Genomic DNA, 26,787 nt, shown 5'->3' with positions numbered 1-26,787 from the left:
AGACAATCACTATCAGTTATGGTTTATCTTTCATTTTATTGATATATGTCATCTGGGTAGATCGACAATGGTAACGAGCCGAAAATATTACCAGCTATCTGCCTTATACCTAACTTGCCTTTGTAACATTTTTATTAATTGGAAATCATGGACTTAGCAGCGTTATCAGGGCTCCCAAGCATACTGCAAAATACCGTACAAGGCTATTGGGAACGCTTTAAAGAAACAGCGATGGCTCACCAGCTTGAGCAGAAGTTTGCTTTGTTTGATCAGGCTACTATGAATCAGCTGTGTCAGGTTTGGGCTGTTAGTGACTATGTTGCTCAACAAAACAGCTGTAACCCAGGGCTACTGTTTGAGTTGATAGAGAATAGTCGCTTTGCGAGCCCTACCAGTAAAAAACAGCTGGCCTTATCACTCGCTCAGCGCTTTGGAAGCGTGGCAAGCGAGGCTGATTTGCTTCGTGAGCTTAGGCAGTTTCGGCATCAGGAGATGGTTACCATTATTTGGCGAGATGTCACTGGCCAGGCCTCCTTAACTGAAACCATGTATCACTTGAGTGCTCTGGCAGACGTTTGTATTGATAGGGCCTATCGTTGGCTGTATCAAGATTTGACTCAGGGGCTGGGAGTGCCAACGGGTAAAAAAGACAATAAGCCGCAGCATATGGTAGTGCTGGGAATGGGTAAGCTGGGTGCTTGTGAACTTAACCTTTCTTCAGATATCGATTTGATGTTTGTTTACCCTTCACAGGGGGAAACCCAAGGGGGGCGTCGCTCGATTAGCAATCAGGAATTTTTTATTCGGCTTGGTCAGCGATTGATTAAGGCACTAGACACAGTTACGGCAGATGGTTTTGCGTTTAGGGTAGATATGAGGCTTCGGCCCTATGGGCATAGCGGAGCTTTAGCTCTTAGTTTTGGTGCGATGGAGCAATACTATGAAGATCAGGGGCGAGATTGGGAGCGCTATGCGCTGATTAAAGCCCGAGTCGTTGGTGGAGATCCACGTCAAGGTCGTAACTTGCTAGAGAGACTAAAGCCATTTGTTTATCGCCGCTATCTTGATTTTAGTGCAGTCGATGCCTTGCGCGACATGAAACAGTTAATTCAACGGCAGGTACGCCGGAAGGGCATGGAGGCAAATATCAAGCTGGGTCCAGGAGGAATACGAGAGATTGAGTTTATTGCCCAAGCATTCCAGTTGATTCATGGTGGGCGGGATCGAGCCCTTCAGCAGCATGCTTTGCTAAAGGTGTTAGAGGTTATTGAGGGGGAAGGTTATTTGCCAGTACAGGTGGTAACTGAACTCAGGGAGGCTTACCAATTTCTCCGTCGATTAGAGCATTTTATTCAAGCTCAGGCTGATCAGCAAAGTCAAACTTTACCAAGCTCATCTATTAAGCAGCAGCGACTGGCTTTAGCTATGGGCTATCAACACTGGGAAGAACTGAATAAACAGTTGATGCATCATCGTCAGCGAGTGAATTACCACTTTCAGCAAATGGTGGCAGAGCCACATAAACCTACTTCAAGCCAGCTTTCTGGGCAGGAAAGCTGGAAAGCTTATTGGATAGGCAGTGTCGATCAGGAAGAGGCGCACGAATTATTTGCTAAGCAGGGCTTTCAGCAGCCTGAGGAGGCTGACCGGCAGCTGCGTGCTTTGCAAAGTAGTCAATCGATGAAGCAGGCTCAGCGCACGGGCAAAGACCGCATTGATCAGTTTATGCCTTTTATGTTGTCAATGGCTACTGAACAAGAATCACCTGATGACTGTTTGTTCAATGTATTGCCCTTTATTGAAAGTGTTTTGCGGCGAACGGCTTACTTGGTGCTATTGATAGAAAACCCTCATGCCTTGGAGCAACTGCTTAAGCTTTGTGTCGCTAGCCCCTGGATTGCTGAAACCATTGCAAAATACCCTATGTTGCTTGATGAGTTGCTGGATGTAGGTACTTTGTACTCGCCGCCAGATAAAGATGAGTTGGCTGACGAACTCAGGCAGCAGCTGATGCGCATCCCTGAGGAAGATATTGAGCAGCAAATGGAAACCCTGCGTTACTTCAAGCTTGCTCATGTGCTGCAAGTGGCTGCTTCTGAAGTTGCAGAAACTTTACCATTAATGAAAGTGAGTGATTACTTGACATGGATTGCCGAAGTGGTGCTGGATCAGGTGTTGCATATTGCTTATCAGTACCTAATTGCCAAGCATGGTTTACCTGAGGGGTATCCTGACAAGAAAGCAGCTTTTACTATTCTTGGCTATGGTAAGGTGGGCGGCATTGAGTTGGGCCATAGCTCAGACCTGGATTTGGTCTTTATTTATGATGCGCCACCCAACAGCATGACTGATGGACCTAAGCCAATCCAAAGCAGTATGTTTTATACCCGCCTGGGACAGCGGATTATTCATATTCTATCCACCCAAACCCCGTCAGGCCAGCTTTATGAAGTAGACATGCGTTTGCGGCCATCTGGGGCATCTGGGTTATTGGTTTCTTCTTTAAGTGCTTTTGAGCAGTATCAATTAAATCAAGCTTGGACCTGGGAGCATCAGGCATTGGTCCGTGCCAGGTCACTTGCGGGGAGCAAAAGACTGGCAGAAGACTTTGTGGCCATCAGGGCAAAAGTGCTGGGGCGGCCAAGGGAGCTGGGCAAGTTAAGGCAAGAAATTATCGAAATGCGCCAGAAAATGCGAGATAGCCTGGCTACGAAAGCCACCCAGGGAGGGACGGCAGATAATGCTTGGGAGGCTGCGCAACCGTTTGATCTCAAGCATGATTATGGCGGTATCGTTGACATTGAATTTATGGTCCAATATGGGGTTCTAGCCTGGTCACACCAGCATCCGGAGCTACTTAACTACACAGATAATATTCGGGTGCTAGAAAAACTTGAGCAAGCCGGCCTAATGACACCTGAAGCTGCCGGTCTTTTCCGTGAAGCCTACAAGGCTTACCGGGCTGCCGCTCACCGTTTAGCCCTGCAAAAGCACGCGGGTGTAGTCAGCGGTGATACCTTTCATGAGTATCGTCGAGGAGTGATTGAAGTTTGGCAGCAGTGGCTAGAGAGTACACCGCTGGCAAGCGAATAGGCTTTTTCTAAGCGTAAAAATCAACGAATAACTGAAAGTTGAAGGAGTCTCTAATGTCTATGGCCGATCGTGATGGATTGATTTGGTTTGATGGGGAAATGGTACCCTGGCGGGAGGCCAAAACCCATGTGCTTACTCATACCCTGCATTATGGGATGGGGGTGTTTGAAGGTGTCCGTGCTTATAGCACACCCAATGGGCCTTGTATTTTTCGGCTGAAAGAGCACACCGACCGGCTATTTAATAGTGCCCATATTCTGAATATGCAAATGCCTTTTAGTAAAGAGCAGCTAAACGAAGCACAGCGTGCAGTAGTGCGTGAAAATAAACTGGATAGTGCTTATCTACGCCCAATGTGTTTTTACGGTTCTGAAGGAATGGGACTACGAGCAGATTCACTACAAACCCATGTGATTGTTGCTGCTTGGGAGTGGCCCTCTTATATGGCGCCAGAAGCGAAAGAGTTAGGCATCAAGATTCGTACATCATCTTATACCCGTCATCACGTTAACATCACCATGTGCAAGGCGAAAGCCAATGGTAATTACATTAACTCTATGCTGGCGTTAAAAGAAGCGCTGGACTGTGGTTGTGAAGAGGCGTTGTTATTGGATAATGAAGGTTATGTTGCAGAAGGGAGTGGTGAAAATATCTTTATTGTCACTGATGGAGTTATCTATACCCCTGAGTTGACCTCCTGCTTAAAAGGGATTACCCGCGACACGATCATTCAATTTGCTACTCAGCTTGGCTATCAAGTGGTTGAAAAACGGATTACCCGTGATGAAGTATACGTTGCGGATGAAGCCTTTTTCACTGGTACGGCAGCTGAAGTATTGCCGATTCGTGAGCATGATGGCCGGAAGATTGGCAGTGGTCGCCGTGGTCCGGTTACTGAAAAGCTTCAGCAAATGTATTTTGATCAAGTGACCGGTCAAAGTAAGGATTATCCCGAGTGGCTAACTCCTGTGCTGTAAGGTAAAATCCCTCCCCTTTTGACTCTTACCAAACAAAGGTAGTAAGAAGTACTTGCTGCCTTTGTTCGTGATTAGATTGGGGTGACGTTTCGTAGTGAAAGTACTGGTAGTTGGGCCTTCTTGGGTAGGTGATATGGTCATGGCGCAGCCATTGTTTATGACCATTAAGCAACACTATCCCTCAGCAGATATCGATGTGCTAGCACCAGACTGGAGTCGGCCGCTGCTGGAGCGAATGCCTGAAGTCAGAAACGAAATTGTTATGCCTGTAGGGCACGGTTCCCTAAATCTAAAAGGCCGGAAGCAGTTAGGCCTTTCTCTTCGGGCTGAGAATTACAATCAAGCCATCGTTTTACCCAACTCCTTTAAGTCTGCACTAGTCCCTGCTTGGGCAAAAATTCCATTACGAACCGGCTGGCGTGGTGAAATGCGTTATGGATTGCTTAATGATCTGCGTGTACTAGATAAACAACGTTACCCCCTGATGGTAGAACGTTTTGTCGCGTTAGGCCTACCTAAAAACAGCCCACTACCTGAAAACCTGCCTGCCCCTAAACTGGTTGTCAATCAAGCCAATGTCACGGCATCTTTAGAGCGCTATCAGCTCAATACTGATAAGCCAGTATTAGCATTGTGCCCAGGTGCAGAGTTTGGACCTGCTAAACGTTGGCCTGAACAACACTATGCGGCAGTTGCCAGCGAGTGGTTAGCGAAAGGCTGGCAAGTGTGGTTGTTTGGTTCTGCAAAAGATCAGCCTGTGGCAGAACTAATCAAACAAGCAGTGCCTGCTCAGCACCAAGATCAAGTGATTAGCCTGGCAGGCAATACCAGCTTAGCGGATGCCGTTGATTTGTTATCTCTGGCCAGCGCAGTTGTCAGTAATGACTCTGGTTTGATGCATATTGCCGCCGCGCTAGAGCACCCACTAGTTGTTGTATATGGTTCTACTTCACCTGACTTTACGCCACCATTAAGTAAGCAGAAAGAAATTGTGCGGTTAGGGCTTTCTTGTAGCCCCTGTTTCAAGCGTGAATGCCCATTAGAGCATCTTAACTGCCTTAAAGAACTAATGCCTGACCAGGTAAATCAAGCGCTTAATCTAGTGATAGAAAAAAGCCAGACAGTGCCGGTTGAGGTGGTTACGCCATGAAAGTACTGGTGATTAAAACCTCTTCGATGGGGGATGTGATTCACACTTTACCTGCACTGACCGATGCCCAAGCACAGATTCCTAATATTCAGTTTGATTGGGTGGTGGAAGAAGCTTTCGCAGAAATCCCCCACTGGCATAAAGCCGTTAATAAGGTGATTCCTGTTGCCATTCGCCGTTGGCGTAAACAACTTTGGCAAACCTGGATGAGTGGTGAGTGGAAACAGTTTAAGCAACAGTTAAAAGCAGAGCAGTATGATTGTGTGATTGATGCTCAAGGGCTGCTAAAAAGTGCTTGGTTAACTCGGCTGGCGAATGGCCCTAAGTTTGGTCTAGATAAGCAGTCTGCTCGTGAGCAGATCAGTGCTCGATTTTACGACAACCCAGTCGCAGTAGCTAAAGATCAACATGCAGTTGAGCGTGTACGCCAATTGTTTGCTCAAGCGCTAGGTTATCCAGCCCCCAATTCAATGGGTCACTTCAGTTTAGATAAGACCCGCTTTCCGAAGCAGCAATGTACTGACCAGCCTTATGTCGTATTTATTCATGGTACCACCTGGCCCACTAAGCACTATCCAGTGCCTTACTGGCAAGCACTGGCAGATCAAGTGGTGAAAGCAGGCTTTCAGGTATTGTTGCCTTGGGGCAATGCTGTAGAAAAGCAACGGGCGGATACGATTGCAGCGTCAGTGACTGATAAATCAATGGGTAGTGGCATAAAAGTCCTACCAAAAATGAAGCTGGCTGAATTGGCGGGTGTCATTGCTGAGGCAACGGCGGTGGTAGCAGTAGATACTGGGCTTGGTCATTTAACTTCAGCTTTAGAAGTGCCTGCGGTTTCTTTATATGGTCCTACCTCTCCCAAATTAGTCGGGGCCTATGGCACTAATCAAGTGCACTTATGTGCCAGTGATCTTGAGCAGTCAACGGATGGGGCTGAACAAACTATTGAGCCTGCAATTTTTAAGGGGCTTACGCCTGATGTGGTGTGGCAGTCGTTAACTCAGCAGCTAGGTGTGGCTTAGTAATTTATGACGTTGGCGTTTATCCTTTTTAAATATTTCCCATTTGGTGGCTTGCAGCGAGACTTTTTACGAATTGCTTTAGCCTGTTTAGAGCGTGGCCATCAAATTCGTGTTTACACTATGGGTTGGCAAGGAGATCAGCCAGCTGAATTTGATGTTCGATTAATTAGTAACAAAGCGTTATCTGCTCATAAACGTGACCAAGCTTTTCAGCAAGCGGTGATGGCTGATATTAAGAAAAACCCAGTCGATTTAGTGGTGGGCTTTAATAAAATGCCAGGGCTGGATGTTTATTATGCTGCTGATCCCTGCTACGAAGAAAAAGCCCGGCACTCTCGAGGTTGGTTGTATCGGCAAGGGGCTCGTTATAAACATTTTAATCATTTTGAGTCAGCGGTTTTTAACGCGCAAAGTCACACTCATATTTTAATGATTGCTGAGCGGCAAATTGCAATTTATCAGCAGTATTATCAAACCCCGCAAAATCGATTTCATCTGCTACCCCCTGGTATCGCAAAAGACCGAAAACGGCCTGCTAATGCGAATTCTATTCGTGCAGCGCTTCGACAAGAGTTTGGCTTGGCTGATCAGGATAAGTTGTTGTTAATGGTAGGCTCAGGCTTTAAAACCAAGGGTTTAGACAGAGCTTTATTAGCACTAGAGGCATTACCTGCTGAACAAAGGCAAACAACCAAGCTATTTGTGATTGGCCAGGATAATTTCAAACCGTTTGAGCGGATGGCCAATAAGCTTGGTGTAAGCAATCAGGTTCGCTTTTTTGCTGGGCGTGATGATATTCCCCGGTTTTTATTGGGTGCTGACTTACTAATTCACCCGGCTTATCACGAAAATACAGGTACTGTCTTGCTTGAAGCCGTCGTTGCTGGTTTACCGGTATTAGTAACTGATGTGTGTGGTTATGCCCGCTATATACAACAAGCTGAAGCTGGCCTACTAGTCACAAGCCCCTTTAGTCAGCAACAGTTTAATCACTTGCTGTTAGAGATGTTGCAGTCTGATAAGCATTCAGAGTGGCGAGCCAATGGGCTCAGTTTTGCTGAACAGGCTGATATTTACAGTATGCCTGAGCGGGCTGCGGAGCAAATTGAGCAGCAAGTGGGGCAACTGTTATGAAATTAAATTTGCGTGAAGACTTTTCCTGCTGGTGGCAGGGTAAAGATCCTTTTACTCAAGTGCGCCAGTTGCAAGGAGAAATATTTCGAGAGCTGGAAGCTCGCCGTACATTGCGTTTTGAGCATAATGGTAAAGGCTTTTTTGCCAAGCTGCATTTTGGTGTTGGTTGGCGAGATATTGTCGATAATTTAATTCGGTTTCGCTGGCCAGTATTAGGTGCGACTAATGAATGGCAAGCGATTAAGCGTTTACAGCAGCTTGGGGTAAAAACAATGACTCCAGTTGCTTTTGGCGTTAAAGGCTGTAATCCTGCAACACAACAGTCGTTTATTATTACTGAAGAGCTGCAAGATATGATAAGCCTTGAGGATTTATCATTAAATTGGCAGCAATTTCCATCACCATTAAAGCTAAAGCGTAATTTAATTGCTCAGGTTGCGAAGATAACTCGAACGATTCATGAGAACGGGTTAAATCATCGCGATTATTATATTTGCCATTTTCTTTTATCACCTGAGCTACCAGCCGATTTAAACCCTGATCTATGGTTGATTGACTTACATCGTGCTCAGGTGCGTAACCACACACCACGTCGTTGGATAAATAAAGATCTAGCCGCGTTGTATTTTTCGGTGATGGATATAGGACTTTGCCGTAATGATTTATTCCGCTTTATCAAGATATACACAGGCAAGCCTTTAAAACAAGCACTTAAAGATAAATCCAGCACTTGGCGTATGTTGGCGAAAAAAGCAGAAAAACTATATGCTCGCAAGCAACGCAAAGGTGACGCAATTTAAGGTGAATATGCTCAGTTTTTTGAAGTCTGCTGTTTGGCCTAAATCGGGTTTTTGGACTGTGACTCAGCCCTACCAGCATACCCCTGTTGCTGATGTGTTTGGTAGCTTGTATAAAGTATTTAAATTACCAGGTGAACAGATTACCAGTGATCCTTTGAGTAAAGTTTATAAAGTCACATCTGCAGGTAAGGTTTTTTATGTAAAGCGCTATACGGGTGGTGGTAAAGGCTTGCGTCGTTATATTGGTCGCAGTCGAGTCCGTGCAGAATGGAAAAACCTTTTGTTGTTCCGTCATTTAGGGTTACCAACTGCCAATTTAGTTGCGTATGGAGAGCAAAAGCTGTTTAGCATGATGCTAAAAGGCGCTTTAATTACTGAAGAGCTGGAAAATACCATTGACTTATCAGAGGTAATAGAAGAGTACCCGAATTATTTAACTGATCGAAACTGGTTATTACCAGTGATTGATCAGGTGGCGTGGGCTGCTCGGGTATTACATGCCTACCGGTTTGTTCATAACGATTTAAAGTGGCGCAATATTCTGGTTTCTCGGGATAAAACCAATCCGCAGATATTTCTGATTGACTGTCCTGGTGGTTTTAGGTGGTTTGGCCCGATGCTGCAATATCGAATTGTTAAAGATCTGGCTTGCTTGGATAAACTGGGTAAATACCATTTATCACGCACGATGCGGATGCGCTTTTACAAGCTATATCGAGGCAATAGTCTTGCTCATCGACTTACCAGTAAAGACAAACAGCAAATCAGGCAAGTGCTGGACTTTTTTGAGGGGCGTGAGTAAGTGACGGTAGCTATTCCACAAGTCACTTTAGCAGGGCTGCGTAGTCAAGGCCGAGAGGTTATCGCTCCATTTAGTCTACTGCTTGATAATGAGCAAGTCGAACTTGTCGTACATAAAACCCTCCGTGTATTGCCAGGTAAACGGGTGGTTGGTTATGGGGTATATCAAGGCCAGCCAGTATTAGCCAAACTGTTTATTGCCCCGAATAAAGCAAAGTGGCATGCCCAGCGAGAGTTAAAAGGTACCCGCTGGTTAGAGGATGCTGGCGTAGCTACTCAGCAGCTAGTAGCGTCAGATACCTTTGAGCAGCAAGGTCATGTGGTACTTTTTGAGTGGCTGGAAAATAACCAAAGTTTGGCAGAGCTCTGGCAACAAGCTAGTAGTAATGAGCAGCGACTACAGTTGTTTTTGCCTTCCTTTGGCCTGCTAGCCCAGATGCACAAGGCTGGCCTGAAGCAAGATGATATTCATCTGAATAACTTTTTAGTTCATCAGGGTAACATGCTTGCCATTGATGGTGATGGGGTGGATGGCTCTCAACAAGGTAGCCTGCTACCCAGACAGAATATTTTGGATAACTTGGCGATTTATTTGGCTCAGTTGCCTCCTTATTATGATCGCTTTGTATCACAAGTCGTTGCAGACTATAATGCCCGCCAGCCCGAAATGCAGCCAATCACTGAAGTAGAACTACAGGCTTTAACAGTCCGTTGGCGGAAGTGGCGAGTGGCGAATTACTTACGTAAAGTGACTCGCGACTGTAGTGAATTTGTGGTGAATAAAAGTTGGTCTCGCCTGGAAGTTTATCGAAGAGAGTGGGATTGCGAACAGTGGCATGGCTTTTTACAAAACCTTGACAATTGTCTGGTTGATGACTCGAACCGACTAAAAAGTGGGAATACTGCAACCGTTGGAGTAGCTGAGTATAACGGCCAGCCACTGGTGATTAAGCGGTATAACATAAAAAGTTTTCAGCATCGTTTATCACGCTGCTGGCGACCAAGCCGGGCTTGGGTATCTTGGCTGAATGCCTATCGCTTGGGTTTGTTGGGTATTCAAACGCCGCAACCCATAGCATTTATTGAAGAGCGTTGTGGACCTCTTCGTGGCAGAGCATTTTTGATTTTAGAGTATATCGCTGGGCCAGACTGTTTATCGCATTTCTTAGCGGTAACTGACTCGTCTGAGGTTGAGAGTTGGTTGCCAGCGTTTAGCCAGTTATTTGAAACCATGGAGAAATATCAAATTTCTCATGGTGATTTAAAAGCCAATAACCTGCTTTTGGCAGATTCAGGGCTGCAAATTATTGACCTGGATGCTATGCAACAGCATGATCGCCCAGGTTCATTTCAGGTTGCATTTCAACGGGATTTGCAGCGTTTTAATAAAAACTGGCTAAATGCGTCGCCGAATGTAAAGCAGGTATTCGAGCAGTTGGTAAGTCGGTTTAGCTAATATAGCCAAAGCGAATGGTTTTTAGGGGCGGCCGTCGAGCGATGAAGCCCCATGAGTTTATGTTTCTATAAATGATTGGGGTGAAGAGCGACGACAACAAACCCTAAAATTCATTCGGGAAGGGTATAGAAAGATACAATCTCAATGTTTTCTAGGACTGTTGCAATACGCCTTTGGTATAAGCAACAGTTGTAGCTGAAAAGAAGAGGTGTTAAGTGGCATTAACAATTTTAGGTTTATCTGGCGCATTGAGCCATGATCCTTCAGCAGCATTGTATATAGATGGCAAGTTGGTTGCTGCAGCTGAAGAGGAGCGCTTTCTTCGGGATAAACACGCCAAAAATAAAATGCCGCTAGAGGCTACAAAGTTTTGCTTAAAGCAAGCGGGTATCTCTGCTAAAGATGTTGATGTCATTGCTGTGCCTTTTGCACCTATTAGTTTGTCCAGTCCTGCTCGTTGGCATTATGCAAAGCGGTATTGGTATGCCCCTGACCGAGCCTTAGGTGTGTTGTTTAATGGTAATCGCCGTTATCGTCGTTATGTAGGGCAGATTCGTGAAATGCTTGAGTCCATCGGTTTTGACTGGCAAAAAATTGAGTTTGAACCAGTTGAACATCATTTAGCCCACGCTTCCAGTGCTTATCACCTAAGTGGTTTTAAAGAAAAAACAGCCATTATGGGGATTGACGGAAAAGGAGAGTATGCCACAACATTTTTTGGCTACGGCGAAAATGGCAAAATTCATAAAATTAAAGAATTTTATGATCCAGACTCATTGGGTGGCTTGTATGGTGCTATCACTGAATATCTTGGTTTTGAGATGCTTGATGGTGAATATAAAGTGATGGGCATGGCGCCCTATGGTGATCCTAGCAAATACGATTTATCAAAGCTTATTGATTTTGATGGTAAAGAATTTCGAGTTAATACTGATTACGTCAATGTGGTTGGACTACGCCGTTATAAAGAAAATGGCAAAGGCTTTTATTTTACTAAGAAATTAATTGAGTGGCTGGGGCCTCGTCGGAAAGGTGATGTGGCAGATGATCCTTATATTCACTATGCTGCAAGCATTCAGCAATTATATGAGACAGTTGCCCTAAAATTAATGGATTATTATTTAGGGGATATTATTAAGGAAACGGGCTTATTAGCTTTTTCTGGTGGTGGTGCGTTAAACGTAAAACTCAACCAGAAAATTGTCTCTCGTCCAGAATTAAAAGAGTTATTTGTACAGCCTGCCTCTGGAGATGCTGGAACTGCCATTGGTGCAGCTTCTTTTGCTTCTGAAAAGCGTGGAGTTGCTGTTGAAAAAATGGAGCATGTCTATTTAGGCCCTTCATTTACTAATGAGCAAGTTACTGAAGCCTGTCAAAACCACCCTGATAAACCGAAATTCAAGCAAATTGATCAAGTTCCAGAGCGTATTGCCAAAGTGCTTGCTGAAGGTAATCCAGTTGCTTGGTTCCAAGGGCGCATGGAGTTTGGTCCACGGGCATTAGGTCGGCGTAGTATTTTAGGTTGCCCCAGTGTGAAAGGGGTTGCTGACCGAATTAATGAGCAAATTAAATTCCGCGAGCGTTGGAGGCCATTCTGCCCTAGTATGCTGGATCGAGTGGCACCAGAAATGTTTAAAGTGGACCACCCCGCGCCTTTTATGACTTTTACCTTTGAAGTTAAAGAGGAATGGAAAGAGCGTGTGCCTGAGGTAGTACATGAAGATGGTACTGCCAGGGCGCAAGCGGTTAAGCGGGAAGTAAACCCACGTTATTATGATTTAATGTTGGAAATGGAAAAATTCACTGGCAATGGCGTAGTGTTGAATACTTCATTAAACCGCCGTGGTGAGCCAGTTGTATGTACGCCTACTGATGCATTGAATATGTTTTTTGGCTCAGACTTACAGTATTTAATTATGGAAGATATTTTAGTCGTGAAAGGCGACTTTCCTGAGGGTTGCTAATTACAATGAACCAACCCCATGTACTACAGCTCTGTCACGGATATGAGCCACCTTTTTTAGATGTGGCTCGACAATATGCAGGGCTGTTTGCTGATACACCTTATAAAGTGACAACCGTTTATTTAACAGGCGAGTTCTCTGATCAAGTGGCAAATGAGTCTGCTTCTGATGAAGTGTTTTTTCTGGAAAACACGTCTAAAGATGTGCGCGGCTTGAAGCGAAAACAAATTAAACAGTTACAGCGTATATGTGAGCAAAGACAGTTTAGTTTTGCCATTGCCCACCGGTTTAAGCCTTTATATATCTGTTCTCATATTCCGGATTTATTTACCGTCGGTGTTCATCATGCATTTGGTGATTATCAGCGAAAAACCCGGCGTTGGTTTGTTAACCGACGCCAACAACGTTTAGCATTGCTTGGTGTGTCCGATGCGGTAAGAGATGATATTCGCAGCTGCTTGCCACACTGGCCTGCGGACCACATTCAAACCCTTTATAATCGGGTTGACTATAATCAACTAAAAGCTAATTTGGTTGAACGCGAAGCTGCCCGAAAATTTTTAGGTTTAACACAAGACCAGTATGTTTTTGCTAATGTAGGGCGATTACACCCAGATAAAGACCAGGCAACCTTATTAAAAGCATTTGCTTTAGTTGCAGGACAGTTGCCGAATGCAGTATTAGCAATTTTAGGTCAAGGCAGGCTAGAGGGTGAATTAAAGCAGCTAGCTCAGTCTCTTGGTATTGCAAAGCAAGTGTTGTTTTTAGGAATGGTACTTGAGGCTGCTCAATACTATAAAGCCTTTGATAGTTTTGTTTTAACGTCTGATCATGAGCCTTTTGGTATGGTATTACTGGAGGCTATGGCTGCTGGTTTGCCGATCATTGCTACCGATTGTGGTGGTGGTAAAGAGGTGGTTGAGGGTTGTGGCCAGTTGTTTCCATTAGGGGATGCACAACAGCTGGCTGCACACATGATCCAAATTTACAGCCTTTCTAGCCAAGACAAAACTGCTCTGGCAAATAAAATGGATGCTAAAGTTACTCAAAATTTTAGCTACTCAGTCGTTAAAGACCACTTTTGGCAGTTGCCTTTTATCAAGCCTTACGCCATGACAATGGGGGTTGCATGAGTTTACTCGCGAAATGGCAAACCCGTCATTGGCAACCTTTAACTGCTGGTCAATATGAAGAGGCTTACCAACAGTGGGGCGGTAGCTTTATTACTCACCCAGAAGTGATTGGAGTGGTTTCGTCATTATTAGATATCCCACTGGAGTTTAGTGGCCGTTATCAAGATGGCCAGCTTATTGCTGCGATTCCTGTGTGGGAAAACTATGTCGCGGGGAGTAAGCAAGCTTTAAAAAAACTCGGTAAAAGAGGCTTAGTGGATACAGGTAATGCGGAAATTATATTGCCCATTGCTGAAAATGCCCAACTTGAATTGCCTTATAAAGCAGAATTAATTTCGAATTTGCATGAACCCCAGTTGACCAATCTGAAGGATAAAGATAAACAGATATGTTTAGCTAAAGGCTTTCAACCTGGGGGTTACTCTAAAAAGTTTAAGTACAACCATCGCCGTGAATTAAGGTTGTTTCAAGAGGCGGGTGGTGAGTTGCATCCTATCAGTGAGCTATCTGCAGATCAGATATGTGAGTTTTATTTGACATTATTTGAGTTAAGGTGGGGCTTTGCAGCCAAAGGTACATCCTTGATGGGGGAATTACTGAGTAGACTACAAAACTATTTAGTTGGCTCAGTGCTGTATTTTGATAAACGCCCAGTTGCGATTCAGCTGGTATATCAGGCTGAATCAGAGAAATGGTTGTCTGTAGAATATATCAATGGTGGGGTTGATCCATCTGTAAAAGAGTTTAGTCCTGGTAGTATGCTTAGCTTTTTGAATGTGCAGGAAGCTCAGGAGGCGGCTGATAAGCAAAATAAGCAGCTACGTTATTCATTTGGTTTAGCTGATAACGAGTATAAAGACCGTTGGTGTAGCAGAGTGTCAGTATACTCAACGTAATAAGTATTATGAAAACAAAAAATAACCCATATTTAAAAAAGAAGAAGATGACAAACCAAATAAAAGCGTTAGTTTTTATTTGCTTGGCGCTTCTTGGGCTTTTGATGGGTTGGTACTGGCAAACTTTAATTTTTGCAGTCATTTTTTATATTGCCCATGAAGTGTTGTGGTCTGATCATATTTTTTATGACCCCAAGTCAGATTACCAATACCAGTTTGAAAATGCAGTAGAGCTTCTGTTAACGATAGAAAATAATCAACTTCATTGTGTAGAAAAGCCTGACAGTGATTTATCGCTGGATACAGGATTGGTTGCTATTAAAATTCAAGCTAATTGGTTGGGTAGTATTTTTGACCCTTATGTTGAAATTAACGATGGTAATACTACAAATAGACAGTATTTTGAACGCTCTGTAAATGGATTGCGCTATTTGAATATAAGTGATGGTTTAACAACATTATTAACTGGTAAAAATTTAATCCTCGACTTCAAACACTGCCAGCCAATAACTGATAACAACCATAAATTAACCCTATTTGGCTTTTCTAACCCAGACATCATCAACAAACGCATAATGATTATTGCTCCTCATGCTGACGATGCAGAGTTGGCTGCCTATGGTCTTTATAGCCAGGCGAAAGATGTTAGCATTGTTACCTTAACGGCTGGCGAAGTAGAGCAGAAGGATTTTCAACATGTCTATCCAGAACCTCAACAGGCATCTATATTAAAGGGTCGTTTAAGAGTATTTGATAGCATTGCAGTACCTGCTTGGGGTGGTGTTACAAAAGAACAGGTTGTTAATCTGGGTTACTTTTGTCTATGTCTCAAAGACATGTATGAAGAGCAAGCCAAACTAGTGAGCTCTAAGACTGCGGGTGTTGATACCACAATTGTATTCAGAGAGTTTAATAGCTTTCCACTACCTACTGATGGTGATAATAAAGCCACAGGCAAAAATCTGTTAAAAGACCTTCAGTTCTTAGTAGAAAAATATCAGCCTGAAGTTATAGTCACACCACACTTACAGTTGGACCCTCACCAAGACCACTATTATGCAACGCAATTTATTCACCAAGCAGTGAGTGAGGTGAGTTACTCTAGAATAAAGTGCTGGCTGTACTATGCAAACCATTACGTTCACACGGATATGCACCCATTTGGTCCGCCCCATGCAACAGCATCATTAGCACCCAACTTTAATGCAGAGGTTAAAACGTCAGGGGTATTATCTGTTCCTTTATCAGAAAAGCAACAGAAAGATAAAGTGTATGCATTGGAGATGATGCATGATTTGAAAGTAAATGTATCAGTTAAAAAGAAACTTAGAAAATTACTCCGGCAGTTGCTAATTAGAAAAGGCTGGGTTGAGTACGGTGAGGATGAGTACTTTAGGAAAAATATAAAAAGCCATGAATTATTTTTTGTGAACAAATGAAAATACTTTTTTTAGTACAAAAACATCAACGTATTATTTTGGATTCATTTTATGAAGCCATTGACCAGAATGTTGAGTTATGTGACTTAAGATGGCTCGATTCTGATGAACAGGGAAATTTGAAACGCTACTTTCAAAATAACGTTGATGTTGCGAAGTACGATAGAATTTTATGTTTTTTAAGATTTAAAAAAGAGCTTAAGCAGGCAAAATTTTTTCGGTCATTACCAAATCTTATTTTTCTTGAGCATGATGCTTACCAAAATTATATTGATTGTAAATACAAAGGAAAATTTAGTAAGCATTATAAGCGAATTCCTGGGGTTAGGGTGCTTAGCTCTGGCTTCAATGTAGTCCAAGGTTTAAAGGATGAAGGCGTTGATGCTGTTTTTGTGCCAAAAGGGTATGACAATAAGCTCTTGTACGATTTGCAGCAGCAAAGGGATATTGAGCTAGGTTTTGTTGGTAGCGTGAAAAGTAAAACTTACTCAAAACGTTTGGAGCTACTTAATGCGCTTGCTGAAAAAGAATCATTACTAATTACCAGAACCAACTCTGGTGAAGAATACCTTCAAACCCTTAATCGGATCCGGTTTTTTGTGAGTGCGGATGTGGGGATGGGAGAGTATATGATCAAAAATTTTGAAGCAATGGCTTGTGGTTGTCTTGTTTTTGCTTTTAACCAAGGAGAGAGAGAAAATCAAGCTTTGGGCTTTGAAGATATGCAAAACATTGTTTTATATAAAGACTTGGACGAGTTAATTAAGAAGCTGCATTATTTACGTAAAAACTCAAATGAAGCAGATGCAATTGCATCTGCCGGGCAGCAACATGTCGAGAGTAATTTTACATGGGAAAAAGTTGGTAAACTAGCCGTGGATGCGATGAGTGAACCATTGAAACAGCCAGCGAATAAAAAAAATAATTGGCTTTTCTTTAAAGGACTAATATGAGTGACTCAGTTTGTATAATTATTGCTTATTTTGGTTATTGGCCTGCATGGATAAATTATTTTTTGTGTTCATGTGGCTATAATTCTTCGTTTAACTGGCTTATCTACACGGATTGCGCTCAGCTTGATAATGTACCAGCTAATGTCAAAATAAAACAAATTAGTTTTAATGACTATATTGCTTTGGTGAGTGATAAGTTAGCACTAAAATTTTTAGCAGTATCATATTATAAGCTTTGTGATATTAAGCCTATGCTGGGTTATATCCATCAAGATGAAGTTGAAGACTATGATTACTGGGGGTTTGGAGATATTGATGTCATATATGGTGACCTCAGCAAATACTATCAACCATTACTAAGTAAATATCAATGTGTATCAACCCATTCAACCAGGATATCTGGGCATCTTTGCTTGTTAAAAAATAATCAACAGATGCAGGAAGTGTTTAAAAAAATTCCAGATTGGCAGGATATAGTTGCTGACCCTGAGCATAGGGCGTTTGATGAAAGACACTTTAGTCGTTTGTTTATTCGTTACAAGAACTTTCCAGCTTGGTTGAGGAATGGTTTGCTGGCTCTTCATTCTCATGCAAGATATGCATGTTTACATGAGGCTTATACAACCCCTAATTGTCGTATCCCTTGGATGGATGGCAGTTATAGTTTTCCTGAAGAATGGTATTGGTCTCGGGGGCAGTTATCTTATTCAGGTGATAAGCCACAACAAACTCCTTATTTGCATTTTATGTACTGGAAAGAAAACTGGTGTAAAGAAAGTATTGATCAGTTTGCTATTAAAAAATTAAGCCAGGCAAACTGGATTGTTTCTAAACATGGTATTCGAGTAGCTAGTCATGTTTGATGATAATAGTGATGTAACAGTAGTGATAACCAGTTGTGGTCGGTTTGATCTTTTGCAAAAAACCTTAGAAAGTTTTGTAAAGTATAATACTTATCCAATTAATAAGATCATTATTACTGAAGATTCAGGGTTGGATGAGGTGCATTCTGCTATACCTGAGTCAATGGAAAAGTATTGTGAGATAATTGTAAATCGACCAAAACTTGGCCAGATCGCGTCTATTGACTTAGCTTACGCAAAAGTTGAGACCTCCTATGTCTTTCATTGTGAGGATGATTGGGAGTTTTATCGTCCAGGTTTTATAGAGGACTCTAAGCTTGTTCTTGAGCAGCGGCCGGATGTATTGCAAGTGTGGTTGCGTAGTTATTATCACGACATAGCCATTCATAGTGGTTATCATTATCTTGGTGAAAGAGAGTTAGTTGAAGGTATTCCATGCTATCATGTGCTTTCTACCAAAGAAGGCTGGCATGGCTTCTCTTTCAATCCTGGGCTTAAACGGCTAAGTGATTATAAACAAATAGGTTGGTATGGACAGTTTGGTGGTGAAAAAGCATTGTCTATTGAGTATCACCAAAGAGGTATGAAGGTACTAACGTTAGAAAATGATGCTGTTGCCCATATTGGTTTTGGTAGTCATGTTGAAGATATCAGGGAGAAAGAAAAGAAAAAAAGAAGAAGAAAGAAAGAGGCATTATTAAAAGTGTCTTTGCTGGCTTTTGGTTTTATCACTGGCGCTTTAATATTTTAATTCTGATGAGGTTTGGGGATGGGTTTTAGTAAACTGACTAGAAGTGCTGTTGACCCTTTAAAAGGGGGGCAATGGCTAGTCTATTGTTTGTATTTTTTTGTAGCAAGCTATGCTGTGTTTGCTACATCTAAAACAGTAAACAATATTTTTTATATTTTTTTGTTGGCGCCTGCTGTATTTATTTTTCCACTTAAGATATATAAAAGTTTAATAAAAACCAAAGACTGCTTTTTGTATGTAGTAGCTGTAATGACTCTCTTTTTCGCAGTAAGTGGTTTATGGGGAGATGATGTTAGCTATAAGTATTTAAAGTATGTATTGTACATAGTAGGCTTTATACTATTGGTCAACTTTTTAATTGTTGAAGAATATCTTGACCCTCAACAGCTGATAAAAGTTTGTGTTTGGGTGACATTTTTATATTTGGTTTATGCTTTTATAGATACCTACTTAGTTCAAAATAAAGGCTTTCCTGCGGGAAGAATAAACCCTTTGCCATCTAGAATTGATAATCCAATTTATACCTCTATCTGGTTGGTCTCGGTCTTCTTTTGCTACTTGGGGTACGGTATTGCTGAAAAAAATGGTGGGCTGAAGTGGCAACACTTGTGTTTACTATTGGTACTTGTTTTCTTTCTTTACTTAATTCGCTCAAGATCAGGGTTCGTTGTATTATTTTGTGGAGCGGGGTTAATTGCGCTCTCCGTTATCATAAATCGAAATAGTAAGAAGCAATTATGGCAGTTTGGGGCTGTAGCGCTTGCTATTATTGTGTTTTTTGTCGTGGGTTATAGTTTTGGTTTGTTTGATTCAATGATTGCCAGAGCAGATTCTTACCGGTTCCAGGTATGGCAACAAGTTTTAAAAGAGTACTCTGAATGTGGTTATCTATTAGGCTGTGGATATGGCTATGACATTATATCGAGTGTAGATGGTGGTGGAGTACCTATTGCCCATCCACATAATATCTTTATCGCTCATCTGCTTTACTCTGGTGTTGTTGGGTTAATACTCTTAGTTGCTGTAACACTCATAGCTCTTTATCGAGCTTGTAAAATTTGGTCTCCTTGGGGTGTTTACTTGGTATTGGCTTGTATAGGGCTTCTATTTGATGGTGATAAAATATTAACTAGCCCAAGCGAGGTTTGGCTTTTATATATATTACCACTATCTGTTATTTGTGGTGAGTATAATAAAGAGTTACTAAATAAAAAATTAGTTGATATTAATTAGAAATCGATGTCTCTGGATTGGCTTCAGGCCAGTCCAGAGAAAGGACTTAATTAGAATTTTGGGTTTGATATGGATTTTGGGCGGCTATTAAGATTGGGTGTCTATGCAGCTTTTTCTGGTAAGTATAAACATATGAGCTACATTCATCCTAGTTTTCACTTGTCTAGAGTCCTTAGTGATGGAAGTAGGCAAATTTTATGGAATGATAAGTTAGCCTATAAGTTGAGGCCACTAACTAACTTGAAAGCAAAACACTCAGGTGCATGTTTTTTGCTAGCAACAGGCCCATCAATTAATAATGTAGACTTGTCTAAAATTTCTAACACTCCGATTATAGCTGTAAATGGAGCTGTTAAAATATTAAATCAATATAATATAAAGCCGCAATACTATATGATCAATGACGTTAGCTTTTTCAGGGATAGATTTGATTATGTTGAAGAAGTAATCGATTTAAATACTACTTGCTTTTTCTCCGCGCCTGGTTTGTCTGAAATATGTAATAAAAATATAAATTTATTGGCTAAGGCAGATGTATTTCTGATGGAGAAAGTCAATCACCAATATGGTCGTGCAAGGTTGACTAGGCGGCAGCTTAATAAAAAAATTATAACTGATCCAGATTGTTTTGCTAATCCAAATTTTATTGATAAAAAACAGCAAAATATTGCTTTTAGTAAGAATATTGAAAAAGGATTTTTTGAAGGAAGGACTATTGTATATTTTGCTTTGCAGGCGGCTTATTACTTGGGATTTAGTGAAGTATATATATTAGGAATGGATTTGGGGCCAAATACAGAAGGAAAAATAAGAGCTTATGATGAGGAAGATAATCCTTGTCCTTCTGGGCTTGTAAGTCACTTTGATAACCATATTAAACCTGCTTTTGAAACAGTTAATGGACTTTCAAAAGTGGAAGAGTTTTCGGTTTATAATCTTTCTGAAAATAGTTTGCTACCAAGCTCTATAATACCGAAGGTGTCTTTTGAAAAGGTCATTGAAAAACTGACGCGAGCTAGGGCCTGTTAACACTAATGTTGTTACAATAGGCTCATGGAGATTACAGCACAACAATTTAAAATGATCGAACACTTGCTGCCTGTCCAGCGCGGCAATGTAAAACTATCGAATATACAAGTACTCAACGCTGTTCTCTATGTTGCCGAGCATGGTTGTAAGTGGCGAGGGTTACCGAAATATTTTGGCAACTGGCACAGCATTTATACCCGCGTTAATCGATGGGCCAAAAAAGGTGTTTTAGATGATGTTTTTTCTGTTTTACAAGAAGCTGATGTCATCAATATCCAGGTTGATCTTGTGTCGCTCGATAGTACAATCATACAAGTTCGTCCTGATGGTACAGGCGCGTTAAAAAAAACGGTCCACAAGCGATTGGTAAATCAAGAGGAGGATGGTCAACTAAAATTCATCTGGTAGCAGCAGATGATCAAACGGCGGTCACTTTTTCATTATCTCCAGGTCAAGCAGGTGATGCACCGGAAGGTAGAAAGCGATTAAAAAGGCTTGAAAACTGTGGCTGGGAAGGTACGCACGTCATTATGGATAAAGCCTACGAAGGTGACGAAACCAGGCATCTCGTATTTGATTTAAATATGGAGCCTGTGGTTCCGCCAAAAAGTAATCGGTTATCACCTTGGAAGTATGATCGTGAAATGTACAAGAAACGTAATGAAGTTGAACGCTTATTTCGTAGGCTAAAAGGCTTTAGACGTATATTCTCTCGATTTGAAAAATTAGACACTGTTTTTCGCTTTTTTATTCACTTTGCACTTATCGTCGACAAACTAATTAGTGTTAACAGGCCCTAGTTGACTAGAGAGAAAGGGGGATGAATATGAGTGAGAAAGTTTTTTTTTATAGGTGCCGATATACCTGAGTGGCTTCCTATGCAAGTTTTGATGTTTTCGATAAGACGACACTCTTCAAGGGATGTTGAGTTTTGTGAAATAAATAATACACTAGCTCCAGAAGTAACTGACCCTCGATACTTGCCTTATACTAACTTTTCCTTTGGGCGGTTTGCAATACCAAAACTAAAAGAATATAAAGGGAAAGCAATATATCTTGATTCAGATATGTTAGTTTTTCGTGATATAGCTGAACTTTGGAATAATCCTTTTAATAAAGCAAAAATATTGACAGTAAATCCTGGTGATGAAGGTGGTAGTTCTAAAAAAACAGCAGTCATGCTAATGGGCTGTGAGCAATTACCCTGGGATCCTGAAATAATAATTGCTAATTTAGGTGATCAGTATGACTATCAAGAACTAATGTCATTTTCTCCATTAGTGGAAGCTGAGTTTATTCAGCCTGGAATTTGTTATGGCTGGAATTGTCTTGACACATTTAATCAAGAGACTAGGTTATTGCATTATATGGATATTACTACTCAGCCATGGGTATCAGTAAATAGCCCATGGCGGAACCTGTGGGTTAACGAATTAGGCTTAATGATCAATGAAAATAAAATGCATATAGATGAGATTGAGTCTGAAGTTACAAAAGGTCATATTCGTCCTTCATTGTTGCATGAGTTGGGTTTTAAAGGTGAGCAAGTTACTGCTAAAGAAGTACTGCAAAGTATAGATGATTCTCATGCTTATGAGCCTCATAAAAAACTTTACCTAATTATCATCATACCTAAGCTATATTTAGTAGCTTACCTGGTAGTGGAGGTGTTCTCAGTGCTACAAATGCTAGCCTAGGAATAAATTCTACTAAGCTAAATCTTCGATTAAATCGATACTGAAATTCAGCAAGATAACGTTGTGCATATTTAGCGCGAATAGCATGATAAGTACTACGTAAAGCACTTTTTAAGTTTCCAAGGATGGTGTTAACCCAATAAAATTCAGGTTCCTCTACTGATGCACGACCACCACCGCATACAATTTTATCATGAAGACAACCTGCTTCTATGACACCATTAAAACAGGCCAGTCCATCGGAGATTACGGTACTGCCCTTGGCCAAATTCTGCCTACTCCAAGCCGTTATCTCTTCTTTATTAAACCCTTTTAAAATGCTCAGTTTAATTCGTGTCGGTTGACCTTGTTTTGTTGTTTCTACGGCTGCTACAAAAGGTATTTTCCCATCTGCTCCCCTACCTCTTTTGCAACCTGTACGCTCACCACCAAGATAGGCATCATCAATTTCAATAAAACCCGACAATTGCTTGGTGCCTTCTCTTTCTTGCATCACTTTCATGAGCTTATGTTTCATTCTCCAGGCAGCTTGATAGGAAATACCTAAATGGCGATGTAATTCTATGGCTGATATACCTTTTTTGTCTTGGGAGATCAAATACATCCCTTGGAACCAAGTCTTTAATGGTAATTTGGTTGATTCAAAGATAGTACCTGCAGTTACAGATGTTTGCTGGTGACATTTATAGCACTGCTGAAGCTTTCTAGTAGTGAGTTGACAGCATTTGTCGTATCCACAATTGGGGCACTGAAAACCTTCTGGCCATCGCAATTTGTATAAGGTATTAAAGCATTGTTCTTCTGTACCATATTGTTTGAGAAACTCGTTTAAACTCAGGCCTTTTTGAAATTGAACTTTGTTGATAGCCATTATTTATACCTTCTCAATTAAGTTTCCATGCTGTTCAAATATACAGCAGTTAATGGCTTAGGTATAGTGATAATTAGGAAACTTTATGAGGCTCATAAGCAACAAAAGAATATGAGCGTAACTTAGATCCTGAGAGTTATAGAAAAAATATATAAGGAAGCATTACGAGGGTTTTACTTGTACCCGATAAATTTTTTTCTTAAGTTTAGATACTTAACTGAAGTTTCACCATTCCAGTAACAAAAAAGCCCCTTTTTTGATATGTTAGTTTTCGCCAAAAAACAACACCCAAAAAAGAGGCTTCAGTGCAAAGTTTAATCGATCTTCTTAAGGAATTGCAAACTCAAATTAAGCAAAATGGAGAAAGAAAGGCACTATTTGTTTATACTTTGATCGCCATTATGCTACCAGTAATAGGTTCCAGAGCTTCACATATCTACCGAGCAATAACAAAGCTCTTTAAATATAACGTCACCCTCCGTCGATTCTATGGATTTATGGCTTCTCCTAAGTTAGCTTGGGATAAATTATGGCCAATTGTCTGGCAAAAAATATTACCCTTAAATCAGACAGAAGGACCTATTCTGCTTGCCACAGATGATTCTATGTTGCCTAAAACTGGAAGAAACATATTTGCTTGTGGCAAACACTTTGATCATGCAGCTAAACAAAATCAGTCGCGTTATATCTGGGGGCAAAATATTGTCAAACTGAGCTGCTTAAAAAATATTCACGGTCGTTGGGCTAGTTTACCTCTAAACTTTCGTTTTTATCAGCTGAATAAAGATGTCGCTAAAAAAGACTTTCAAACACGGATTGATCAAGCAATTACCATGATATTACGTGTAGTTAAAGTATGTGGCCATCGCTCAGTATTGTTAGTCTGTGATAACTGGTTTGGTAACGGGTCATTATATTTGCCTTTGAAAAAAGCACTTGGCGAACAGTTTCATCTCCTCTCTCGATTGCGTTCGAATAGTGTCTTATATGATCAGCCTACTCAACCCAAGAAAAGAAAAAGAGGAGCGCCTAGAAAGTACGGCAAGCGTCGTGGCAATGTAGCAACTCTGGCAAGGCGACATAAAAGAAATGCAACAACGTATCAGGTTAAGCTCTACGGTAAGACCCGCGCGGTACAGGCTTATACTGAGCTAGTGATGAGTCAATCGTTAAAAACACAGATTAGAGTCGTGTGGATTTATTCCGGACGAGCTTCTTGGGTTGCTCTCTACTCAACAGATACCTCTTTAACGGTGACTCAAATAATTGAATGGTACGGTGCACGCTGGAAGATTGAAGCTGGGTTTAAAGAGTTAAAACAGGAATTAGGGAGCTTATCTTGTCAGGCTAGAACAGAGCATGCCGTGACGAACCATCTCCATTTTTGTATGATGGCCATGTCATTGCTTTGGTTTTATGTGGCACAACAGTCTAGTAAACCTACTCGTCGCCACTCTGTTGCAAACCGGAGCTCTTTCGCTTTTTCTGATATCCGCCGTCTCTTTGCGGAAGAAACTGAACAGGAAAAATTCAGCAAGGGTTTGGGGATATTTACCAAAACCCATAATAATAATTTAATTAGTACTATGCTTCAGTTAGTGGCTTAAATGTTTTGGTGAAACTTTAGATACTTAAAACACCTGCAAAAAAAAATTATTTTATATTTATGTTAACAGGTAAGCGTTAACGCTTGCCTGTTAACCAGAATTTTACTTTCTTTTTTAGTGGCATTCGCCATAGTTTTTTTAGCCGTTTAGAGACTTTTTCAGCATCAATCTCAGGTATCTTTAAGATTTTTTCTGACTGAGGTAATTTTTTTGCAATTACTTGTAGTGTCCATGGTTTTCTGTATTTTGGTGGTGCACCAGTAAGGTTGTCTCGGTACTGAATGACATCAAATCCGTGGTTTCTAAGTAAAGCGGAAATAGTTGTCAAACTGTAGTGATAGACATGTGCTACATGTAGATATCGTATGCCACTTTTTTTACATTCAGCATTAGGCACATCAATAAATAACAAACCATTAGTGTTTAGTCGGTTATAACATTCATCTAAAAATTCATTTGGTTCTAGAATGTGCTCAAATACATGGCCAGTATGTACTAAGTCAAACTTGTCATTTCTATTTAGCGCACTTGGGAATGGTCCAGTAATTATATTCTGTAGATTGAACTCTTTTCGTGCAAAATCAGCAAATAATGGATTTGGTTCAATTCCTGTTAACTGCCAATTGGGCTTGGATTGTTGGAATAGCCTTAAAAAGTTTCCTTCTGAAGCACCAATATCGAGAACTGCTCCTTTTGCTTCAAGGTAGGGGGAAAGTAATTCAATGTTTGAGGAGTGTTTGTGTAAACTTTCTTTCGAGTTTGCATATTCTAAAGTTGGAGTATCAATATCATCATAAAACTGGCGGAAATGCTTTTCGTAAAAATTGTTATACCATTCTTTCTTAGGTCGGGGATTTGTAAATACTAAACTACATGTTTTGCATACAACGGTCTGTAAGGGTAAAAAATTACGCTCAATTTTTGATATAATATGAAAGTCCTTATTTTTGCAGAGAGAGCATGCAAGAAACTCCATTTCTTTAGTATGAGGAAAATCAATTTGCTTTAGTTTAGAGTCCATATTAGTAAAGATCCATTATTGGTTGACTACTATTTTTAAAATAGCATTGTTGTGTTTAATGAATAATCATTGACGTGTTGGTTGTAGTAGTTGAAAAAACTTTGTATAGATGACTTGGTAATCATTATTATTTAAACTACTAAAGTATCCGTCTATAAAGGCACTTGAACACTTTTCCGTTAGCAAATTGGCGTCTTTCTTGTATCTAAACATGTGTCTAAAGTTTCTGATTTTTTGAGAAGTTGATAGTTTTGAATAAAACTTCATATCAGAAATGTCAATTAGCCCTAATGTACCTGTTTTGGTTAGGACTACATTACCTAAATGCAATGATCTGAAATACACTCCTTTTTCGTGTAGCTCAGCAATGAAACTACCAAGTTGTTTAATTAGATCATTGCTAAGTCCGTTATTTTGGACTTTGGCAATATTTCTTAAGGTTTCACCATGGAGTGGCTGGTAATGAACAATATCCCTGTTAGGGTCTTTTATTTTATACAAGTTTATAACAGAAACTGTTTCGAAACCTAGCTCTTTCAGCTTGCTCGCATTCCTTGAAAATCGTTTAGCATAAGGGTATAGGACAGCTGATGATATCAGCCGCTTGGTGCGAAAGAACTTTAAGAAGCTACCATTTGTAAGCCTTGCCACCTTCCAGCCATAGGCATCTTCTTCGATGACTTCAATGATATCTTTACGAAGCTGATCAAACTCTTCCTGGGTTAGTACTTTCATTTAACTTCCGTTACGAGCTGGAAAGTGGATATCATAATACAATACTCATTGTTCGGCTTTTGGGTAAAATGCATTTTTAGTTAGTGGTGAAAGTACTTTAAAGTACCCAGCAAACAAGAGACCTCTTTTAAAATCCCAAAGTAATAGCAGGTTTAAGCT

General features: G+C 41.0%; 23 protein-coding genes. 20 read left to right on the top strand and 3 right to left on the bottom strand.

The features are described 5' to 3' along the window. Window positions 1-147: 147 nt before the first annotated feature. The 19 genes from glnE to G4Y78_RS24570 all read left to right on the top strand — a co-directional run bounded on the left by glnE (window position 148) and on the right by G4Y78_RS24570 (window position 22,394). Window positions 148-3,093, top strand: a complete 2,946-nt coding sequence (glnE, locus tag G4Y78_RS24660) for a bifunctional [glutamate--ammonia ligase]-adenylyl-L-tyrosine phosphorylase/[glutamate--ammonia-ligase] adenylyltransferase (protein ID WP_163835532.1) — start codon at window positions 148-150, stop codon at window positions 3,091-3,093. Window positions 3,094-3,146: 53 nt separating this feature from the next. Further along, window positions 3,147-4,070: a branched-chain amino acid transaminase gene (locus tag G4Y78_RS24655; RefSeq protein WP_163835531.1), complete on the top strand. Its 924-nt coding sequence runs from the start codon at window positions 3,147-3,149 to the stop codon at window positions 4,068-4,070. 94 nt (window positions 4,071-4,164) lie between these two features. Continuing rightward, window positions 4,165-5,220: a lipopolysaccharide heptosyltransferase II gene (gene waaF, locus G4Y78_RS24650; protein ID WP_163835530.1), complete on the top strand. Its 1,056-nt coding sequence runs from the start codon at window positions 4,165-4,167 to the stop codon at window positions 5,218-5,220. Next, window positions 5,217-6,245, top strand: coding sequence for a lipopolysaccharide heptosyltransferase I (waaC, locus tag G4Y78_RS24645; RefSeq protein ID WP_163835529.1), 1,029 nt, complete (start codon window positions 5,217-5,219; stop codon window positions 6,243-6,245). Before waaF ends, waaC begins: the two co-directional genes overlap by 4 nt. Window positions 6,246-6,251: 6 nt before the next feature. Next, on the top strand, window positions 6,252-7,379 hold the full coding sequence (locus G4Y78_RS24640) for a glycosyltransferase family 4 protein (protein WP_163835528.1): 1,128 nt from the start codon (window positions 6,252-6,254) through the stop codon (window positions 7,377-7,379). Continuing rightward, complete coding sequence (rfaP, locus tag G4Y78_RS24635) at window positions 7,376-8,179, top strand: lipopolysaccharide core heptose(I) kinase RfaP (RefSeq protein WP_163835527.1); 804 nt, start codon at window positions 7,376-7,378, stop codon at window positions 8,177-8,179. Before G4Y78_RS24640 ends, rfaP begins: the two co-directional genes overlap by 4 nt. Before the next feature lie 7 nt (window positions 8,180-8,186). Then, window positions 8,187-8,981 carry a lipopolysaccharide kinase InaA family protein gene (locus G4Y78_RS24630; RefSeq protein WP_163835526.1) on the top strand — a complete coding sequence of 265 codons (795 nt, stop codon included), beginning with the start codon at window positions 8,187-8,189 and terminating at the stop codon, window positions 8,979-8,981. Then, window positions 8,982-10,436, top strand: a complete 1,455-nt coding sequence (locus G4Y78_RS24625; protein WP_163835525.1) for a lipopolysaccharide kinase InaA family protein — start codon at window positions 8,982-8,984, stop codon at window positions 10,434-10,436. Window positions 10,437-10,651: 215 nt separating this feature from the next. Then, window positions 10,652-12,400: a carbamoyltransferase family protein gene (locus tag G4Y78_RS24620; protein ID WP_163835524.1), complete on the top strand. Its 1,749-nt coding sequence runs from the start codon at window positions 10,652-10,654 to the stop codon at window positions 12,398-12,400. Between the two features lie 5 nt (window positions 12,401-12,405). Beyond that, window positions 12,406-13,533, top strand: coding sequence for a glycosyltransferase (locus tag G4Y78_RS24615; RefSeq protein ID WP_163835523.1), 1,128 nt, complete (start codon window positions 12,406-12,408; stop codon window positions 13,531-13,533). Next, window positions 13,530-14,429, top strand: coding sequence for a GNAT family N-acetyltransferase (locus G4Y78_RS24610; protein ID WP_163835522.1), 900 nt, complete (start codon window positions 13,530-13,532; stop codon window positions 14,427-14,429). Before G4Y78_RS24615 ends, G4Y78_RS24610 begins: the two co-directional genes overlap by 4 nt. Before the next feature lie 47 nt (window positions 14,430-14,476). Further along, complete coding sequence (locus tag G4Y78_RS24605) at window positions 14,477-15,868, top strand: PIG-L deacetylase family protein (RefSeq protein ID WP_163835521.1); 1,392 nt, start codon at window positions 14,477-14,479, stop codon at window positions 15,866-15,868. After that, window positions 15,865-16,821, top strand: coding sequence for a glycosyltransferase family protein (locus G4Y78_RS24600; RefSeq protein WP_163835520.1), 957 nt, complete (start codon window positions 15,865-15,867; stop codon window positions 16,819-16,821). The genes G4Y78_RS24605 and G4Y78_RS24600 overlap by 4 nt, the downstream gene beginning before the upstream one ends. Further along, a complete protein-coding gene (locus G4Y78_RS24595) occupies window positions 16,818-17,684 on the top strand; it encodes a DUF6625 family protein (protein ID WP_163835519.1) in 867 nt (288 codons plus the stop codon). The genes G4Y78_RS24600 and G4Y78_RS24595 overlap by 4 nt, the downstream gene beginning before the upstream one ends. Next, window positions 17,677-18,435 (top strand): glycosyltransferase family 2 protein, encoded by a 759-nt coding sequence (locus G4Y78_RS24590; RefSeq protein WP_163835518.1) that lies wholly within the window; start codon window positions 17,677-17,679, stop codon window positions 18,433-18,435. The genes G4Y78_RS24595 and G4Y78_RS24590 overlap by 8 nt, the downstream gene beginning before the upstream one ends. 18 nt (window positions 18,436-18,453) lie before the next feature. Continuing rightward, window positions 18,454-19,668, top strand: coding sequence for an O-antigen ligase family protein (locus G4Y78_RS24585; RefSeq protein ID WP_163835517.1), 1,215 nt, complete (start codon window positions 18,454-18,456; stop codon window positions 19,666-19,668). 69 nt (window positions 19,669-19,737) lie between these two features. Next, window positions 19,738-20,697, top strand: a complete 960-nt coding sequence (locus G4Y78_RS24580; protein ID WP_163835516.1) for a 6-hydroxymethylpterin diphosphokinase MptE-like protein — start codon at window positions 19,738-19,740, stop codon at window positions 20,695-20,697. A 24-nt stretch (window positions 20,698-20,721) separates the two neighbouring features. Continuing rightward, a protein-coding gene (locus tag G4Y78_RS24575) for an IS5 family transposase (RefSeq protein ID WP_163835515.1) occupies window positions 20,722-21,497 on the top strand; the annotation gives its coding sequence in 2 pieces (ribosomal slippage) (window positions 20,722-21,037 and window positions 21,037-21,497; 777 coding nt in all). 30 nt (window positions 21,498-21,527) lie between these two features. Next, window positions 21,528-22,394: a glycosyltransferase gene (locus G4Y78_RS24570; protein WP_163835514.1), complete on the top strand. Its 867-nt coding sequence runs from the start codon at window positions 21,528-21,530 to the stop codon at window positions 22,392-22,394. On the opposite strand, the gene G4Y78_RS24565 is transcribed toward G4Y78_RS24570, so the two are convergent. After that, window positions 22,330-23,265: an IS1595 family transposase gene (locus G4Y78_RS24565; RefSeq protein ID WP_163830705.1), complete on the bottom strand. Its 936-nt coding sequence runs from the start codon at window positions 23,263-23,265 to the stop codon at window positions 22,330-22,332. The two genes, G4Y78_RS24570 and G4Y78_RS24565, sit on opposite strands and share 65 nt — an antisense overlap. A gap of 305 nt (window positions 23,266-23,570) precedes the next feature. Here G4Y78_RS24565 and G4Y78_RS24560 point away from each other — a divergent pair, with 305 nt between their 5' ends. Beyond that, window positions 23,571-24,872 (top strand): IS701 family transposase, encoded by a 1,302-nt coding sequence (locus tag G4Y78_RS24560; protein ID WP_163831647.1) that lies wholly within the window; start codon window positions 23,571-23,573, stop codon window positions 24,870-24,872. A gap of 76 nt (window positions 24,873-24,948) precedes the next feature. Here G4Y78_RS24560 and G4Y78_RS24555 read toward each other — a convergent pair whose 3' ends face one another. Then, window positions 24,949-25,893, bottom strand: a complete 945-nt coding sequence (locus G4Y78_RS24555; protein WP_163835513.1) for a class I SAM-dependent methyltransferase — start codon at window positions 25,891-25,893, stop codon at window positions 24,949-24,951. Window positions 25,894-25,959: 66 nt separating this feature from the next. After that, window positions 25,960-26,628: a protein kinase family protein gene (locus G4Y78_RS24550; RefSeq protein WP_222937580.1), complete on the bottom strand. Its 669-nt coding sequence runs from the start codon at window positions 26,626-26,628 to the stop codon at window positions 25,960-25,962. Window positions 26,629-26,787 lie beyond the last annotated feature (159 nt).

The sequence above is a fragment of the Spartinivicinus ruber genome, assembly GCF_011009015.1.
GTDB classification, from domain to species: Bacteria; Pseudomonadota; Gammaproteobacteria; order Pseudomonadales; family Zooshikellaceae; genus Spartinivicinus; species Spartinivicinus ruber.
Note: the sequence above shows the minus strand (reverse complement) of the source record. Positions and strands in the feature narration are given on the sequence as shown.